This window comes from Enterobacter sp. DC1 (assembly GCF_000568075.1).
Taxonomy (GTDB): Bacteria; Pseudomonadota; Gammaproteobacteria; order Enterobacterales; family Enterobacteriaceae; genus Enterobacter; species Enterobacter asburiae.
Genome location: NZ_AZUA01000001.1, coordinates 1,024,219 through 1,038,863 on the forward strand (window position 1 = coordinate 1,024,219; position 14,645 = coordinate 1,038,863).

18 protein-coding genes and 1 riboswitch are annotated in these 14,645 nt (G+C 60.1%); of the genes, 11 read left to right on the forward strand and 7 right to left on the reverse strand.

What is annotated here, in order from left to right; translation table 11 throughout:
- Nucleotides 1-6: 6 nt before the first annotated feature.
- The 5 genes from rutC to rutG are packed head-to-tail and all read left to right on the forward strand — an operon-like array spanning nt 7 to nt 3,649.
- On the forward strand, nt 7-393 hold the full coding sequence (gene rutC, locus P346_RS16530) for a pyrimidine utilization protein C (RefSeq protein WP_010429508.1): 387 nt from the start codon (nt 7-9) through the stop codon (nt 391-393).
- Between the two features lie 7 nt (nt 394-400).
- Complete coding sequence (gene rutD / locus P346_RS16525) at nt 401-1,201, forward strand: pyrimidine utilization protein D (RefSeq protein WP_032658084.1); 801 nt, start codon at nt 401-403, stop codon at nt 1,199-1,201.
- 9 nt (nt 1,202-1,210) lie between these two features.
- The gene (locus P346_RS16520; protein WP_032658086.1) at nt 1,211-1,801 is read left to right on the forward strand and encodes a malonic semialdehyde reductase; all 591 of its coding nucleotides are present in this window, start codon (nt 1,211-1,213) and stop codon (nt 1,799-1,801) included.
- Nucleotides 1,802-1,810: 9 nt separating this feature from the next.
- A complete protein-coding gene (gene rutF, locus P346_RS16515; protein WP_032658088.1) occupies nt 1,811-2,305 on the forward strand; it encodes an NADH-dependent FMN reductase RutF in 495 nt (164 codons plus the stop codon).
- A gap of 21 nt (nt 2,306-2,326) precedes the next feature.
- Entirely contained in the window at nt 2,327-3,649 is a 1,323-nt protein-coding gene (rutG, locus tag P346_RS16510; RefSeq protein WP_032658089.1) for a pyrimidine utilization transport protein G, read from the forward strand.
- A 94-nt stretch (nt 3,650-3,743) separates the two neighbouring features.
- Here rutG and P346_RS16505 read toward each other — a convergent pair whose 3' ends face one another.
- The gene (locus tag P346_RS16505) at nt 3,744-4,664 is read right to left on the reverse strand and encodes a DMT family transporter (protein WP_032658091.1); all 921 of its coding nucleotides are present in this window, start codon (nt 4,662-4,664) and stop codon (nt 3,744-3,746) included.
- A gap of 117 nt (nt 4,665-4,781) precedes the next feature.
- Entirely contained in the window at nt 4,782-4,952 is a 171-nt protein-coding gene (locus P346_RS16500) for a general stress protein (RefSeq protein WP_023311077.1), read from the reverse strand.
- Between the two features lie 390 nt (nt 4,953-5,342).
- Here P346_RS16500 and wrbA point away from each other — a divergent pair, with 390 nt between their 5' ends.
- A complete protein-coding gene (gene wrbA / locus P346_RS16495) occupies nt 5,343-5,939 on the forward strand; it encodes an NAD(P)H:quinone oxidoreductase (protein WP_023311076.1) in 597 nt (198 codons plus the stop codon).
- 20 nt (nt 5,940-5,959) lie between these two features.
- The gene (locus P346_RS16490; RefSeq protein ID WP_008499832.1) at nt 5,960-6,187 is read left to right on the forward strand and encodes a YccJ family protein; all 228 of its coding nucleotides are present in this window, start codon (nt 5,960-5,962) and stop codon (nt 6,185-6,187) included.
- 33 nt (nt 6,188-6,220) lie between these two features.
- On the opposite strand, the gene agp is transcribed toward P346_RS16490, so the two are convergent.
- Nucleotides 6,221-7,462 (reverse strand): bifunctional glucose-1-phosphatase/inositol phosphatase, encoded by a 1,242-nt coding sequence (gene agp, locus P346_RS16485; protein ID WP_032658093.1) that lies wholly within the window; start codon nt 7,460-7,462, stop codon nt 6,221-6,223.
- Nucleotides 7,463-7,614: 152 nt separating this feature from the next.
- Between agp and P346_RS16480 the strand changes: the two genes are divergently transcribed.
- Both P346_RS16480 and P346_RS16475 read left to right on the forward strand, forming a co-directional pair.
- Complete coding sequence (locus P346_RS16480) at nt 7,615-8,058, forward strand: winged helix-turn-helix transcriptional regulator (RefSeq protein WP_032658095.1); 444 nt, start codon at nt 7,615-7,617, stop codon at nt 8,056-8,058.
- Nucleotides 8,059-8,183: 125 nt separating this feature from the next.
- Entirely contained in the window at nt 8,184-8,978 is a 795-nt protein-coding gene (locus tag P346_RS16475) for an SDR family NAD(P)-dependent oxidoreductase (RefSeq protein WP_032658096.1), read from the forward strand.
- A 1-nt stretch (nt 8,979) separates the two neighbouring features.
- Here the strand turns inward: P346_RS16475 and P346_RS16470 are convergent, their stop codons facing one another.
- Entirely contained in the window at nt 8,980-9,339 is a 360-nt protein-coding gene (locus P346_RS16470) for a winged helix-turn-helix transcriptional regulator (RefSeq protein ID WP_032658098.1), read from the reverse strand.
- A gap of 100 nt (nt 9,340-9,439) precedes the next feature.
- Between P346_RS16470 and P346_RS16465 the strand changes: the two genes are divergently transcribed.
- Nucleotides 9,440-10,189, forward strand: a complete 750-nt coding sequence (locus tag P346_RS16465) for an SDR family oxidoreductase (protein ID WP_032658100.1) — start codon at nt 9,440-9,442, stop codon at nt 10,187-10,189.
- 1 nt (nt 10,190) lies between these two features.
- Here the strand turns inward: P346_RS16465 and P346_RS16460 are convergent, their stop codons facing one another.
- Nucleotides 10,191-10,694 carry a DedA family protein gene (locus tag P346_RS16460; RefSeq protein WP_032658101.1) on the reverse strand — a complete coding sequence of 168 codons (504 nt, stop codon included), beginning with the start codon at nt 10,692-10,694 and terminating at the stop codon, nt 10,191-10,193.
- A 159-nt stretch (nt 10,695-10,853) separates the two neighbouring features.
- Nucleotides 10,854-11,023: riboswitch (M-box (ykoK) riboswitch) on the forward strand.
- Nucleotides 11,024-11,083: 60 nt separating this feature from the next.
- On the opposite strand from P346_RS16460, the gene P346_RS16455 reads away from it, so the two are divergent.
- On the forward strand, nt 11,084-12,085 hold the full coding sequence (locus P346_RS16455) for a magnesium transporter (protein WP_023311069.1): 1,002 nt from the start codon (nt 11,084-11,086) through the stop codon (nt 12,083-12,085).
- Nucleotides 12,086-12,169: 84 nt separating this feature from the next.
- On the opposite strand, the gene hpxK is transcribed toward P346_RS16455, so the two are convergent.
- Both hpxK and P346_RS16445 read right to left on the reverse strand, forming a co-directional pair.
- Nucleotides 12,170-13,399 carry an allantoate amidohydrolase gene (hpxK, locus tag P346_RS16450; RefSeq protein WP_032658105.1) on the reverse strand — a complete coding sequence of 410 codons (1,230 nt, stop codon included), beginning with the start codon at nt 13,397-13,399 and terminating at the stop codon, nt 12,170-12,172.
- The gene (locus P346_RS16445) at nt 13,396-14,637 is read right to left on the reverse strand and encodes a pyridoxal-phosphate-dependent aminotransferase family protein (protein WP_032658107.1); all 1,242 of its coding nucleotides are present in this window, start codon (nt 14,635-14,637) and stop codon (nt 13,396-13,398) included. Before P346_RS16445 ends, hpxK begins: the two co-directional genes overlap by 4 nt.
- Nucleotides 14,638-14,645 lie beyond the last annotated feature (8 nt).

A 14,645-nucleotide genomic window follows, 5' to 3' on the forward strand; every position in this document is an offset into this window, starting at 1 on the left:
CGCCTGATGCCAAAATCCGTGATTATTCCGCCGGGCACCAGCACGCCCATTGCCCCGTTTGTTCCCGGCACCCTCGCCGACGGCGTGGTGTATGTCTCCGGAACGCTGCCGTTTGATAAAGACAACAACGTGGTGTTTATCAACGACCCAAAGGCGCAAACCCGCCACGTGCTGGAGACGATCAAAACCGTGATCGAAACGGCGGGTGGGACGATGGAGGATGTGACCTTCAACAGCATCTTTATCACCGACTGGAAAAACTACGCCGCGATTAACGAGATTTACGCCGAGTTCTTCCCCGGCGATAAACCGGCGCGGTTCTGCATTCAGTGCGGGCTGGTGAAGCCAGAGGCGCTGGTTGAAATCGCCACCGTTGCGCACATCGCGAAGTGAGGCAGGTATGAAACTTTCCGTCTCGCCGCCCCCGTACGAGGGCGCGCCCGTGGTGGTCTTTATTTCCGGTCTCGGCGGCAGCGGCAGCTACTGGCTGCCCCAGCTGGCCGCGCTGGAGCCGGAGTATCAGGTGGTGTGCTATGACCAGCGGGGAACGGGCAATAACCCCGCCACCCTGCCGGAAGGGTACAGCCTTGCGCAGATGGCGGACGAGCTGGCCCAGGCGCTGGCTGAAGCCGGGATTGCCCGCTACAGCGTCGTGGGTCACGCGCTGGGGGCGCTGGTCTGCCTGCAGCTGGCCCTCGACAGGCCCGACGCCCTCACCGCGCTGGTGTGCGTTAACGGCTGGCTGACCCTCAACGCCCACACCCGCCGCTGCTTTCAGATCCGCGAGCGCCTGCTGCATTACGGCGGCGCGCAGGCGTGGGTCGAGGCGCAGCCGCTGTTTCTCTACCCTGCGGACTGGATGGCCGCCCGCGCCCCTCGTCTGGAGGCCGAAGAAGCGCTGGCGCTGGCCCATTTCCAGGGCAAAACCAACCTGCTGCACAGGCTCAGCGCCCTGAAAAAGGCCGACTTCAGCCGCCATGCGGAGCGCATTCGTTGCCCGGTACAGATTATCTGTTCTGCCGACGACATGCTGGTGCCCTCCGTCTGCTCGTCCGAGCTGCAGGCGGCGATCCCGCACAGCCGCAGCGCGGTGATGCGCCAGGGCGGACATGCCTGCAACGTCACCGAGCCGGATACCTTCAACACCCTGCTGCTGAACGGGCTTGCCAGCCTGCTGCACAGCCCGGAACCCGCTTTATAAGGAGCTTTAATGAGCGAAGCCATTACCCCCGCCGCGCTGGAAACGCTGTTCACCGGCGCCCGCACCCATAACGGCTGGCAGGATATGCCCGTCAGCGACGAAACGCTGCGCGAAATCTACAACCTGATGAAATGGGGGCCCACGTCCGCCAACTGCTCCCCGGCGCGAATTGTGTTTGTGCGAAGCGCGGAGGGAAAAGAGAAGCTGCGCCCGGCGCTCTCCAGCGGCAATCTCGAGAAAACGCTCACCGCCCCGGTCACGGCGATTGTCGCCTGGGACGGTGAATTCTACGACCGCCTGCCCGAGCTGTTCCCGCACGGCGATGCAAAGAGCTGGTTCACCACCAGCCCCGCGCATGCGGAAGAGACCGCCTTTCGCAACAGCTCAATGCAGGCCGCCTACCTGATTTTCGCCTGTCGCGCCCTGGGGCTGGACACCGGCCCGATGTCGGGATTTGACCGCCAGAAGGTCGACGAAGCCTTTTTCACCGGCACGACGCTTAAAAGCAATCTGCTGATCAACATAGGCTATGGCGATACCCGCAAACTTTACGGGCGCCTGCCGCGCCTGGACTTTGACGATGCCTGCGGGCTGGCGTAAGGAGCGATGATGACATCACCGGATAAACAAACCTTTCGCGACGCCATGGCCTGCGTTGGCGCGGCGGTCAACATCATCACCACCGACGGCCCGGCGGGGATGGCAGGCTTCACCGCCAGCGCGGTGTGCAGCGTCACGGATTCACCGCCCACCCTGCTGGTGTGCCTGAACCGCGGTGCGTCCGTCTGGCCAACGTTTAGCGAAAACCGCACCCTTTGCGTGAATACCCTGAGCGCCGGACAGGAGCCTTTATCTAACCTGTTTGGCGGTAAAACGCCGATGGCGGAACGCTTTGCCGCTGCCCGCTGGCAGACGGGCGACACGGGCTGTCCGCGTCTGGAAGATGCGCTGGCCTCGTTTGACTGCCGCATCAGCCAGGTGGTGAGCGTCGGCACCCACGACATTCTGTTTTGCGACATTATTTCGATTATTCGCCACCCCGCGCCGCAAGGGCTGGTGTGGTTTGACCGCGGCTACCACGCGCTTATGCGACCCGCCTGTTAACCCGCCTTAAGGAGACAGACCATGTTCGGATTTCCCCACTGGCAGTTGAAATCGACCTCCACAGAAGCAGGCGTGGTCGCGCCGGATGAACGTCTCCCGCTCGGGCAGACGATGGTGATGGGCGTTCAGCACGCGGTCGCCATGTTTGGCGCCACGGTGTTGATGCCGATGCTGATGGGACTCGATCCCAACCTCTCTATTCTGATGTCGGGTATCGGCACGCTGCTGTTCTTTTTCGTCACCGGCGGGCGCGTGCCCAGCTATCTCGGATCCAGCGCCGCCTTTGTCGGCGTCGTCATCGCCACTACCGGGTTTAACGGCCAGGGGATCAACCCCAACCTGAGCGTGGCCCTCGGCGGCATCATCGCCTGCGGCCTGGTGTACACCCTGATTGGTCTGGTGGTGATGAAAATCGGCACGCGCTGGATAGAGCGAATGATGCCTCCCGTCGTGACGGGCGCCGTGGTGATGGCGATTGGCCTCAACCTCGCGCCGATTGCGGTCAGGAGCGTCTCCGCCTCGCCGTTTGAAAGCTGGATGGCGGTGATCACGGTGCTGTGCATCGGCCTGGTGGCGGTGTTCACGCGCGGCATGATCCAGCGGCTGCTGATCCTGGTTGGGCTGATTGTCGCCTGTCTGGTCTACGCCCTGCTGGCCAACGTTTTCGGTCTGGGCAAGCCGGTTGACTTTACGCTGCTCCATCAGGCCGCCTGGTTCGGCCTGCCGAAAATAACCTCGCCCACCTTTAACACCCAGGCGATGATGCTTATCGCACCGGTGGCGGTGATCCTGGTGGCAGAGAACTTAGGCCACCTGAAGGCGGTTGCGGGGATGACCGGGCGCAGCATGGATCCGTACATGGGCCGCGCGTTCGTCGGTGACGGTCTGGCGACCATGCTCTCCGGTTCCGTAGGCGGCAGCGGCGTCACCACCTATGCTGAAAACATCGGCGTGATGGCGGTAACCAAGGTCTACTCGACGCTGGTCTTCGTGGCGGCGGCGGTGATGGCGATGCTGCTCGGCTTCTCACCGAAGTTCGGCGCGCTGATCCACACCATTCCGTCCCCGGTTATCGGCGGGGCATCGATTGTGGTGTTTGGGCTGATCGCCGTGGCCGGCGCGCGCATCTGGGTACAGCATCGCGTCGATCTCAGCCAGAACGGCAACCTGATTATGGTGGCGGTCACGCTGGTGCTGGGCGCAGGCGATTTTGCCCTGACGCTGGGCGGGTTTACGATTGGCGGGATTGGCACGGCGACCTTCGGCGCGATCCTGCTTAACGCCCTGCTGAGCCGCCGGAAAAGGGATGAAGCGCAGGCGGAAGTCATCACCCCCTCAACCTGAAATAAGTGCCGCTTTCTTGCCGGGTGACGCTACGCTTACCCGGCCTACAACTGGCATGTAGCGCCGCCGGGCAAAACGGGCATCGTGCGCGTTGTTAGCTATCTGCCCCTTGTTCAGCGTTCACAACGGCAATCGCCTTGCGTCGTTTTTTGAGCTTTAACTCGCTCACCAGCACCCCGGCGACAATAAATGCCGCGCCCACCAGGGCCAGCAGCGGCAGACGCTCCCCGGCCAGTCGCCCGAAAATCCCCGCCCAGACCGGTTCGCCGGTATAAATCACCGTCGCGCGGGTTGGCGATACGCTGCGCTGCGCCCAGTTCATGGTGACCTGAATAATGGCGCTGAAGATACCCAGCCCCAGTGCGACCACCACCAGGCCGGTGGACATCGGCGGCACGGATTCCCCTGCCGGAACCATCGTCGCAAAGGCCACCAGCGACGCGGTGGCGAGCTGCACCACCGTCACCCGCTTGACGTCGACCTTGCCCGCCCAGGCGCTAATCAGAATAATTTCCGCCGCAATGGCAATCGCCCCAATCAGGGTGATGATTTCGCCCGGCCCCAGCGCCAGCAGGTTGTTTTCCGGCCCGGCCAGCAGGATCAGGCCGATAAACGCCAGCACGATGCCAATACAGGACATCAGCCCCGGAATTCTGCCAAGACAGAGCCACTGCAGCAGCGGCACCAGCGGCACATACATGGCGGTGATAAACGCGGATTTGCTGCTGGAAATGGTCTGCAATCCCCACGTCTGCAGGCTGTAGCCCATCGCTATCGCCACCCCAATCGCCACGCCGGCCTTAAGCTCTTTCAGCGTCAGCCCCCGCAGCGTTTTAAGCGAAATTAGCCCCAAGGCAAGCGCCGCCGTCGCAAAGCGCAGGCCAACAAAAAAGAACGGATCGCTGAGGGTCACCGCGTACTGAACGGCCAGAAACGTCCCGCCCCAGAACATGGTGATGAGAATGAGGATGGCTTCCTGCGGTTTAACGGAGAATTTAAAGCGTGAGTCAGACATGCGGCACTCGCAGTTAAGATCAATTCCCTAGTGTGCGTTGCCTTTGGTTACAGTTCAATGTTGCAGAAATAAAAAAACCGCCGGGAGATCCCGGCGGCAGGGGTTCAACCCGGCGTGTTACTTACTGCTGCCGTGGCTGTTTTTACCCCCTTTCTTGCCAGCTTCAGATGCGCGTTGCGGGTCATTCTTGAAGTTGCCCCCGCTATGCTGGCCACCTTTACGGCCTGCTTCTGATGCTCTTTCACGGTCTTCTGCGAAATTACCTGAACCACCACGATGGTTTGCCATCTCTAACCTCCAGAATGTGAAACATTAGACATCATATTGCATTCAGTAAAAGAGGATTCTTTCACCTCGCAACACAAGGACAGTGCCTTTATCTGTGCCGCGTGAAACTAAGCTTAGTGGAATGCCGCTATCCGGCAAGCCGCAGGTAATATTCTGCAACATGAACTCAGCCTTTCGGGTGAGATGACGCGACGGTGATTCATAAACCTTTCTTATCATTTCAAAAATCCGCCGCCAAAAAGTTGTTTCATTTTGCTACAAAGCCTTTTTGTAACCATATTGTTATAAATCAAAGAAATGCCGTTCATTTTTGCAGTCTGGCTGTGATGGCATATCTTTAAAAGAACGCAGCGATCCGCTGTCAGAAAAACCAACGAGGAGTGATGCAAAATGGCAAAAGTTCTGGTGCTCTATTATTCCATGTATGGACACATTGAAACCATGGCTCACGCGGTAGCAGAAGGTGCGAACAGGGTTGATGGCGTTGAGGTTGTGGTGAAACGCGTACCGGAAACCATGCAGGCGGAAGCCTTCCTGAAAGCCGGGGGGAAAACGCAAAACGCCCCGGTCGCCACCCCGCAGGAGCTGGCGGACTATGATGCCATTATCTTCGGCACACCGACCCGCTTCGGCAATATGTCAGGCCAGATGCGCACCTTCCTCGATCAAACCGGCGGGCTTTGGGCATCCGGGGCGCTCTACGGCAAACTCGCCAGCGTATTCAGCTCAACCGGCACCGGCGGCGGTCAGGAGCAGACGATTACCTCAACCTGGACTACCCTTGCTCATCACGGGATGGTGATTGTGCCGATTGGCTACGGTGCCCAGGAGCTTTTTGACATTTCCCAGGTGCGTGGCGGTACGCCGTACGGCGCAACCACCATTGCAGGTGGGGATGGCTCACGTCAGCCAAGCAATGAAGAACTGTCTATCGCCCGCTATCAGGGTGAATACGTCGCGGGTCTGGCCAAAAAACTGAACGGCTAACACCCAACAGGAGGACAAGCATGCCAACTCAAGAATCCAAAGCTCACCACGTGGGCGAATGGGCAAGTTTACGCAACACCTCTCCGGAGATTGCCGAAGCTATCTTTGAAGTCGCGAAGTACGATGAAAAGCTGGCCGAGCAGATTTGGGAGGAAGGTAACGATGAGGTGCTGGTGCGTGCCTTCGAAAAAACGGATAAAGACTCGCTCTTCTGGGGCGAGCAAACCATCGAACGTAAAAACGTCTAAGCGTTTCCCCCCGCCGCAGCGGGGGGTTCTCCTTTACTTCGCCGCGTTATTCATCACCGCATTGAATTTATCGACAGGACAGAAGCCGTTCGCATCCACCGGGCAGCCTTTCAGCTCCAGCGTCACGCGCTGCGCGGGCGACTGCAGCGACAGCACGCTGGCGTTACGCAGCTGCTCTGAGCTCTGGTAGACATACTCAATTTTCATCAGCTCCTGGTTGGCATTTTTGTCATGCCAGCGCTGGAATACAATCTTGCCGCCAATCGGGGTGCGCTCCTGCTGGTCGTGCAGCTGATACGGTTTGAAATCCAGGGCCGTCAGCAGGGAAGCAATGTTCGAGTCATGCCCCACCAGCAGGGTGATTTTCGGCGCTTTCGCCTGCTCGGTGACCAGCGTTTTATCAATGTACTTCACCAGCGGCTTCGCCACGTTTTGCGCCACTTCGGTGGAGGTAAACAGCGAATCCTGATAGCCGTTCTTCAGCTTCGACAGCACGCGCCACTGCTGGTCGGTTTTGATTTCGCCCCAGGCTACCTGGTCGGCCGGGAAGCCTTCGTAATACTGCAGCGTGAACGCATCCACCAGCGAGTTACCCACCTTCAGCGGCCCGGATACGCCAGGCTCTTTTTCATAGTCGGCGCTGAAGGTATCTTTCGCGTCTGCCAGCGAGCAGACCTTTTTCTCTTTGCAGGACGGGGAGTCCGCATAGTTCGTCAGTTGCTCCAGCAGCTTATAGCTTTCACCAAGCTGCATTTTCTGCCGCTCTGACTCCATAGCCTTGAGCGCTTCTTCGCGGAATTCCGGCGAGTTATCGGTAATCACCGGATTAAAGGTCGGATCCATGGTGCCCATTTTTTCCTGATGGTGCACGGGAACGTCGCAGCCCGGGAACGCACCGGTGATGAAGAACTGCGCGGTGGCGACGGTACGCTGCAGGCTGTTGGCGTAAGCATAAACGCTATCCGCCGCTGGGCATTCTCCCGTCTTCACCATCCCCTGCTGCGCCAGCCACTCGCGCATGTAATGGCCCATATAGACTTCCAGCACGCCGCCCTTGGTGGTGAGCTGACCGCCCGGCACCTCCCACTCCGGCCACTGCTTCGGCGTGGACTGCTCCAGCACGCTACCGTTATTGGCGAGCGGCGCGCGCAGGTTATGGCGACTCATGATTAAAACTTGCTCCAGCTGATACCCTTCCGGCGTCTCTTGCGCCTGCACGCCAAACGTTGCTGAAATGGAACCGGCGACTGCCAGCGCGAGTAGTGCTTTTTTCATCCCTAATTCCTCACTCGTTTTAAAATGTCGCGTTCAGTGTGACAGATTGGTGACAATTTTCCGGGAAGCATTTCTCAAACTGATGATTAACGTGCTTACGGTGTGTGCCAATAAGTTTTATAATAAAACCACACCCCACCGGAGAATTGACCGTGAAACGTACCCGCCTCGAAGAGAGCACCTGCCCCGTCGCCCGTTCGCTGGATATCATCGGCGACTGGTGGTCGCTGCTGATTGTTCGCGACGCGCTGCGCGGGATTAAACGCTTCGGCGAGTTCCAGAAAAGCCTCGGCATCGCGAAAAACATGCTGACCACGCGGCTAAAACTGCTGGTCGACGAAGGCATCCTCCGGCTTCAGCCCGCGTCCGACGGCAGCGCCTGGCAGGAATACGTCCTGACCGACAAGGGGCGTGCCCTGCAAACGGTGCTGGTTGCCCTCTCCCAGTGGGGCAATGAATTTTTGTTTGCGGATAACGAATGCGGCACCGTGCTGGTCGATACCGAACAGCGCAAACCCCTGCGCAAACTGGCGCTTATCGCCGACGATGGCCGCGAACTGACGCCTGAAGAGATCGTGGCGAAACTCCCCTCCTGATCGTTCCCGACGGCAAAAGCACAAAATGCCCAGCAAAATGGTTGCATTATAAAACCAAATAGCCGAAAGTTAATTCAGTTTCATCTTGAAACCAAATAACCCACTCTGCCCTGAGGTAACACACGATGACTACGCAAATCACCACCGCCCTGATAACGGGCGCCTCTTCCGGGATCGGTGCCGTCTATGCCGATCGTCTTGCCGCGCGCGGCGCCAGCCTGGTGCTGGTTGCCCGCCGCGAGGATCGCCTGAAAGCCCTCGCTGCCGACCTGCGCGCGCGCTACGGCGTGGCCGTCGATATTCTGGTGGCCGATCTTACCGATGAAGCCGGGATCCGCGCCGTGGAAGAGGCGCTGCGCAGCAATACCGCCATTGATACGCTCATTAACAACGCGGGCACCGCGCAGATGGCGCCGTTCCTCGCGGGCGAGGTGGCGCAGCATCAGGCCATTAACACCCTGAACACCACGGCGCTGATGCGTCTGACCTACGCCATCCTGCCCCGTCTGGCGCAGAACAATCGCGGCACGCTGATCAATATCGCGTCCGTGCTGGCCCTGCACGTCCGGGCGGGCAGCGCGCTTTACAGCGCCACCAAGGCGTGGGTACTGAGCTTTACCCGTGGGTTACAGGAAGAATTTGCCGACAGCAGCGTGCGCATTCAGGCCGTACTGCCCGCCGCCACGGCGACGGAGATCTGGAGCCATTCGGGCGTCACGGTGAGCGATCTGCCGGAAGGATCGGTGATGACCACCGACGATATGGTGGATGCGTCGCTGGCGGGTCTGGATCAGGGGGAACCGATCACCATCCCGCCAATGCATGACGCCGGCCTGTGGGATCGCTACGAAGCGGCGCGACTTGCGCTGTTCAACAGCGCGCGCACCGGCATTCCGGCACCGCGCTACGCAAAACAGTAGCCTAACGTTCAAGCTGGTCGCCGTACTCGCTCATCCAGGCGGCCAGCGGGGAGAGTGCGTCCTGCAGGGTTAACCCCAGCTCGGTGATCTGATACTCCACGCGCGGCGGGATCTCCGGGTAGACCGTCCGCGTCACCAGCCCGCGCTGCTCAAACAGGCGCAGCTGCTTCGTCAGCTCTTTCTGCGTGATGGGGGCAGCGGCCCGCAGCAGATCGCCAAAGCGTACGGGCGTGTTGAACACAATCAGACGGTACAGAATGGGGATCGCCCATTTACCGGAAATCAGGTTAACAAACTGCGTCATCGGGCAGGTATACGCCTCAGATTTTTTTTCACAGCACTCCTCCAGCATTTCTGCCATAGCACACCTCTTGCCTCTTTAGTATCCATTTGGTACCTGGTTTCCTTTCGATACTAACGTTTCTATAGTGCTTTCTCCAGTGACATTTCAGGAGAAGAACATGGGTCGTTTAACAAATAAATATACGCTGATTACCGGCGGCACCAGCGGCATCGGTCTTGCCACCGCGCAGGCGTTTATCGCCGAAGGCGCGCGCGTCGCCGTGACCGGACGCAACCCGGACACCCTCGCCGAAGCAGAACGTATTCTTGGCGATAAGGCCTGGGTGATCCCGACCGATGCGGGAGATATCGCCTCGCAAAAAGCGCTGGCGGAAACCCTCGCCGCCCGCTGGCCACGCCTGGACGCGGTGTTTCTCAACGCCGGTGACGTGACGCACGCGCCGCTGGAAGCCTGGCAGGAGGATGCGTGGGACCGCCTGATGGGCATCAACCTGAAGGGGCCGTTCTTTTTAATTCAGGCGCTGCTGCCGCTGCTGAATAACCCGTCGTCGGTGATCCTCTGCGGCTCGGTGAGCGCGCGCATCGGCCTGCCCACCAGCAGCGTGTATGCCGCGAGCAAGGCCGCCCTGCTGTCGCTAGCGCGCACGCTGTCGGCGGAGCTGCTGCCGCGCGGGATCCGCGTCAACGGGCTGAGCCCCGGTCCGGTGGAAACCCCGGCGTTTACCAAAACGGGCTTAAGCGACGAGGCGCTTAACGCGATGATGGCGGAGATCATCAAGCTGGTGCCGCTCGGCAGAATGGGCTCGACGACGGAGCTGGCAAAAGCCGCGCTCTATCTGGCGTCCGACGAGTCGAGCTACACGGTGGGAACGGAGCTGCTGGTGGACGGCGGAATGGGGAGTTTGTAACTCAAAAGGCGCTGATGCCGGTGATGATGCCGACATACAGCGCCGCCCATGCGCAGGCGGAAAGCAGGCTGACGGCGTAGACCCTGACTGCATTCAGCCTGAGCATCCCCGCCGCCAGCGGCACGATGTAGCGCAACACCGCCAGAAAACGCGACGTAAACAGCACGATGACACCGTTCTTTTGCAGCTGATGCTGTACCCGCAAGAACTTATCGGCATGCTTTGAGGTGAAACGCGTGACCAGCCGGGTGTGCCCCATCAGCTGGCCGATATGGTAGTTCAGCACCGAACCCGCCGTTGCCCCCAAAACTATGGCCAGCCACGCCAGCGCAGGATGCATGCTCGTCTGGCTAACGGTAATGCCCGCCAGCAGCATCACCGAGGCGGGCGGCAGCACGGAGGAGATCAGCACCGTCGATTTACTCAGCGCCATCACAAATAACAGCGCGAAAAGATGTGCCGGATACAGCGCAAAATGATTCAGCAGATTATCAAACCACGCCATTACCCTCTCCTTCGTTGATTATTTAATCCTCCATTAGAAATGAATTAACCTAAATAAACCCTCAACATTTTATTAATAAAAATCGTCTAAACCGTTCTTAAACATTATTTAATTTTCTGAGCGGTAAGTTTAAATAAGCGTATTATTCCTCTCGTTTTAAAACGATCTCGTTATGGCGAGGCTCCTGTACAAATACACGTTATCGCTCTGGTAGGTTCGAGAGAACCGACACAGGGTAAAACAGGCACTGTCGAATCAAGGCTTTGTCAGTATAACTTCCCTCGCGGGATACGGTGTACAGTGCTGAACCCAGGACGTGGGGATCTCCTCTTCGACATGCCCTGTCTTGCTCGCCCCTGAGAGATGTTATTATTCAAAGGGAATTCACTATGTCTTACGCTATTCACAACCAGAACCTGGCATTCAATGACAGCGCGATCGCGCAATATATGAATACCGATTTTATTGTCCTCGATATTTCATTATGCGTGGCGCTGGCGCGCGAGCAATTCTTCGAAAAATTAAAAGACGACGATATTCCGTCTCATATTTTTATTGAAGACAATGGCCGCCTGGCGGGCATGATTGCCGTGCGCAAATTGCTGCAAACCGCCGATACGGTACAGCCGGTGAAATCGCTGATGATTTCGCAGTTTTTGCAGGTCAAACCGGAGGATGAACGTGCCGACGTTGCCGGACTGCTGGCGCACGGCGGCGCGGATGTGGTGCCCGTGGTCACCCACGGCAAGCTCGTCGGCTGCCTGACCGAGCGCGAAATCGCCCATCTGCTCGAAGATGACGTCACCGAAGACGCCCAGCTTCAGGGGGCGACGCTGCCGCTGGAGAAGCCCTATCTGGACACCAGCCCGTATAGTCTGTGGAAGAAACGCTCCGTCTGGCTGCTGCTGCTGTTTGTCGCGGAGGCCTACACCAGCTCGGTGATCCAGCATTTTGAAGAGGCGCTGGAGTCCGCCATCGCGCTGGCGTTCTTTATTCCGCTGCTGATCGGCACCGGCGGCAACAGCGGGACGCAGATCACCTCCACCCTGGTGCGCGCCATGGCGCTGGGGGAAGTTCGTCTGCGCGACGTTGGCCGCGTGCTGCGTAAAGAGATGACCACCTCGCTGATGATTGCCGCCACGCTCGGTGTCGCCGGGTGCATTCGCGCCTGGATGATGGGGATTGGGCTGGAAATCACGCTTATCGTCAGCCTGACGCTGGTGTGCATTACGCTCTGGAGTGCGATCGTGTCGTCGGTCATTCCGATGGTGCTCAAGCGCTGCGGCATTGACCCGGCGGTCGTCTCCGCGCCGTTTATCGCGACGCTTATCGACGGCACCGGGCTGATTATCTACTTTAAGATTGCGCAATATACGCTGGGGCTGGAGTAACGTAGTTCCCTGCCGGGTGGCGCTGCGCTTACCCGGCCTACCCATCCCGTAGGCCCGTGCAAGCGTAGCGCCGCCGGGCAATACTCAGATCGCACCAAGCGTTCTTACCGCCCGCCCAAACGCCTCAATCGCGAGGGCGACATCCTCAGCCATCACCGATTCCGCCGGATGGTGGCTGACGCCCCCTTTGCAGCGCACAAACAGCATGCCGACCGGCCAGCGTTCCGCGATGGCAATCGCATCGTGGCCCGCACCGCTGGGCAGCGATAGCGAGCGCCTCTGTACCGAAGTGACGGCCTCCCCCAGCACGTTTTGCAGGTGGATATCGCACGGCGTGGCGGCAATGCGGTAAAACTCCTCGGCGCTGAAGTCCAGACCGCGGCGCGAGGCGATCGCCTGGGCATGTTCCAGCAGGTCGTTAAGCAACCGATCAAGCGGCGCATCCTGCGGCCCGCGAATATCCAGCGAGAGCTGAACCTCGCCGGGGATCACGTTCACCGCCCCCGGCAGACAGCGCAGCTCGCCAACCGTCGCCACCAGGTTGCCGCCCTGCTGTCGGGTAGCGTTTTCAATGATAACCATCCACTCGGCGGCGGCGGCCAGCGCGTCCCTGCGGTGGAGCATCGGCACGGTTCCCGCATGCCCGGCCTCGCCGGTAAAGCGGCAGTTCAGACGGCGCGCGCCGTTAATGGCTTCCACCACGCCAAGGGCGAGCGCCTCCTGCTCAAGGCACGGCCCCTGCTCAATATGCAGCTCCAGATAGGCGCTGAAATCCTCCTGACGGCGCGCGGCATGGAGCACGCGGGCAGGATCGAGCCCCATCAGGGTCATCGCCTGCGCCACGCTGATCCCGCTGGCGTCGACTTTTTCCAGCCAGCCCTGCGGCCAGGTGCCCGTCAGCCCCCGGCTGCCTAACAGCGTAATGCCGAAGCGGGTTCCCTCTTCGTCGCAAAAGCCGACAATCTCGATGGCCTGGGCCAGATGCACCCCCTGCTGGTGCAGGCTGTCCACTACCTCAATGGCGGCAAGCACGCCGAGCATGCCGTCGTAGCGCCCGGCATTGCGCACGGTATCGAGATGCGAGCCGAGCAGCACCGCCTGCGCCCCTTCCTGCGCGCCCTCATAGCGTCCACAGATGTTGCCCACGCTGTCCTGCCAGACGGTCATTCCCGCCTGGCTCATCCACTGCCCCACCAGCTGGTTGGCCTGCAGATGCTGGGTGGAGAGATAGACCCGCGTCAGCGCATCCGGGGTTTCGCTGATGGCGGCCAGCGCGTCGGCGCGCGCCATCACCCGTTCTGCCGCCGAGCTCATTGCGGCGTCTCGCGACGATAGTGGTCCCACGCGGCCTGCATGGCGGCACCCTGCGTGGTGGAGAATTTCAGGTAGTTCAGCACCGACTCCAGCGCGCTCAGGGTGGTCATCACGCAGTCTTTGCGCGCGTTGTAGCCCATGGTGCCAATGCGCCACACTTTGCCGTGCAGCGGGCCAAACGAGGTGCCGATTTCAATCCCGAAATCCTCCAGCATCAGCTTACGCACCTGGTCGCCGTTGACGCCCTGCGGGATAACCACGCCCAGCACGTTGTTCATCTTGTGCTTCAGGTCGCCAAAGGTCTCCAGCCCCATCGCCTGAATGCCCTTCAGCAGCGCATCGCCGTGCAGCCTGTGGCGCGCGATGCCGTTATCCAGCCCTTCCTGCAGGATCAGACGCGCGCACTCGCGGGCGCCAAACAGCGCGGTGGTGGCTTCGGTATGGTGGTTAAGGCGCTCCGGCCCCCAGTAGTCCATCACCATGCCGAGATCGAAATAGTTGGAGTAGATCATTTCCTCGTCGCCGTCGCGGTGGGCGTCGGTGCGGATGCCCTCCTCAACGCATTTGCGGCGGCGGATCGCCTCCTCCATGCGCGCGCTCAGGGTGATCGGCGAGGTGCCCGACGGGCCGCCGAGGCACTTCTGCATCCCGGCCGATACCGCATCCAGTCCCCAGGCGTCGGTTTCCAGCGCGTTGCCGCCGAGCGACGCGGTGGCGTCGGTATAAAACAGCACGTCGTAGCGGCGGCAGATGGCGCCAAGCTCGGCGAGGGGCTGCAGCATGGTGGTGGAGGTATCGCCCTGCACGGTCAGCAGCAGGCGCGGACGAACACGCTTAATCGCATCCTCCACCTGATCCGGGGTAAACACCTCGCCCCACGGCACCTCGATGGTATGTACTTCCGCGCGGCAGCGGCGGGCAATTTCGCACAGCAGATGACCAAAGCGGCCAAAGACCGGCACCAGCACCTTATCTCCCGGGCGAATGGCGGAGACCAGAATGGCTTCAATCCCCGCGCGGGAAGTGCCGTCCACCAGCATCGTCCAGCGGTTCTCGGTGCGGAACACCCCGCGATAGAGCGCCATCACCTCGTTCATGTAGTGGGTCATGGCCGGATCGTACTGGCCGATCAGCTGGCTCGACATGGCGCGCAGCACGCGCGGGTCGGCGTTGATCGGGCCCGGCCCCATCAGCAGGCGCTGGGGCGGGTTGATTTGCGGAAAGCGTGCGATATCCATTGTTAAGT

Coding starts and splice junctions, on each gene's coding strand:
- rutC (WP_010429508.1), top strand. CDS start 7: ATGCCAAAATCCGTGATTATTCCGCCGGGCACCAGCACGCCCATTGCC.
- rutD (WP_032658084.1), top strand. CDS start 401: ATGAAACTTTCCGTCTCGCCGCCCCCGTACGAGGGCGCGCCCGTGGTG.
- P346_RS16520 (WP_032658086.1), top strand. CDS start 1,211: ATGAGCGAAGCCATTACCCCCGCCGCGCTGGAAACGCTGTTCACCGGC.
- rutF (WP_032658088.1), top strand. CDS start 1,811: ATGACATCACCGGATAAACAAACCTTTCGCGACGCCATGGCCTGCGTT.
- rutG (WP_032658089.1), top strand. CDS start 2,327: ATGTTCGGATTTCCCCACTGGCAGTTGAAATCGACCTCCACAGAAGCA.
- P346_RS16505 (WP_032658091.1), bottom strand. CDS start 4,664: ATGTCTGACTCACGCTTTAAATTCTCCGTTAAACCGCAGGAAGCCATC.
- P346_RS16500 (WP_023311077.1), bottom strand. CDS start 4,952: ATGGCAAACCATCGTGGTGGTTCAGGTAATTTCGCAGAAGACCGTGAA.
- wrbA (WP_023311076.1), top strand. CDS start 5,343: ATGGCAAAAGTTCTGGTGCTCTATTATTCCATGTATGGACACATTGAA.
- P346_RS16490 (WP_008499832.1), top strand. CDS start 5,960: ATGCCAACTCAAGAATCCAAAGCTCACCACGTGGGCGAATGGGCAAGT.
- agp (WP_032658093.1), bottom strand. CDS start 7,462: ATGAAAAAAGCACTACTCGCGCTGGCAGTCGCCGGTTCCATTTCAGCA.
- P346_RS16475 (WP_032658096.1), top strand. CDS start 8,184: ATGACTACGCAAATCACCACCGCCCTGATAACGGGCGCCTCTTCCGGG.
- P346_RS16470 (WP_032658098.1), bottom strand. CDS start 9,339: ATGGCAGAAATGCTGGAGGAGTGCTGTGAAAAAAAATCTGAGGCGTAT.
- P346_RS16465 (WP_032658100.1), top strand. CDS start 9,440: ATGGGTCGTTTAACAAATAAATATACGCTGATTACCGGCGGCACCAGC.
- P346_RS16460 (WP_032658101.1), bottom strand. CDS start 10,694: ATGGCGTGGTTTGATAATCTGCTGAATCATTTTGCGCTGTATCCGGCA.
- P346_RS16455 (WP_023311069.1), top strand. CDS start 11,084: ATGTCTTACGCTATTCACAACCAGAACCTGGCATTCAATGACAGCGCG.
- hpxK (WP_032658105.1), bottom strand. CDS start 13,399: ATGAGCTCGGCGGCAGAACGGGTGATGGCGCGCGCCGACGCGCTGGCC.
- P346_RS16445 (WP_032658107.1), bottom strand. CDS start 14,637: ATGGATATCGCACGCTTTCCGCAAATCAACCCGCCCCAGCGCCTGCTG.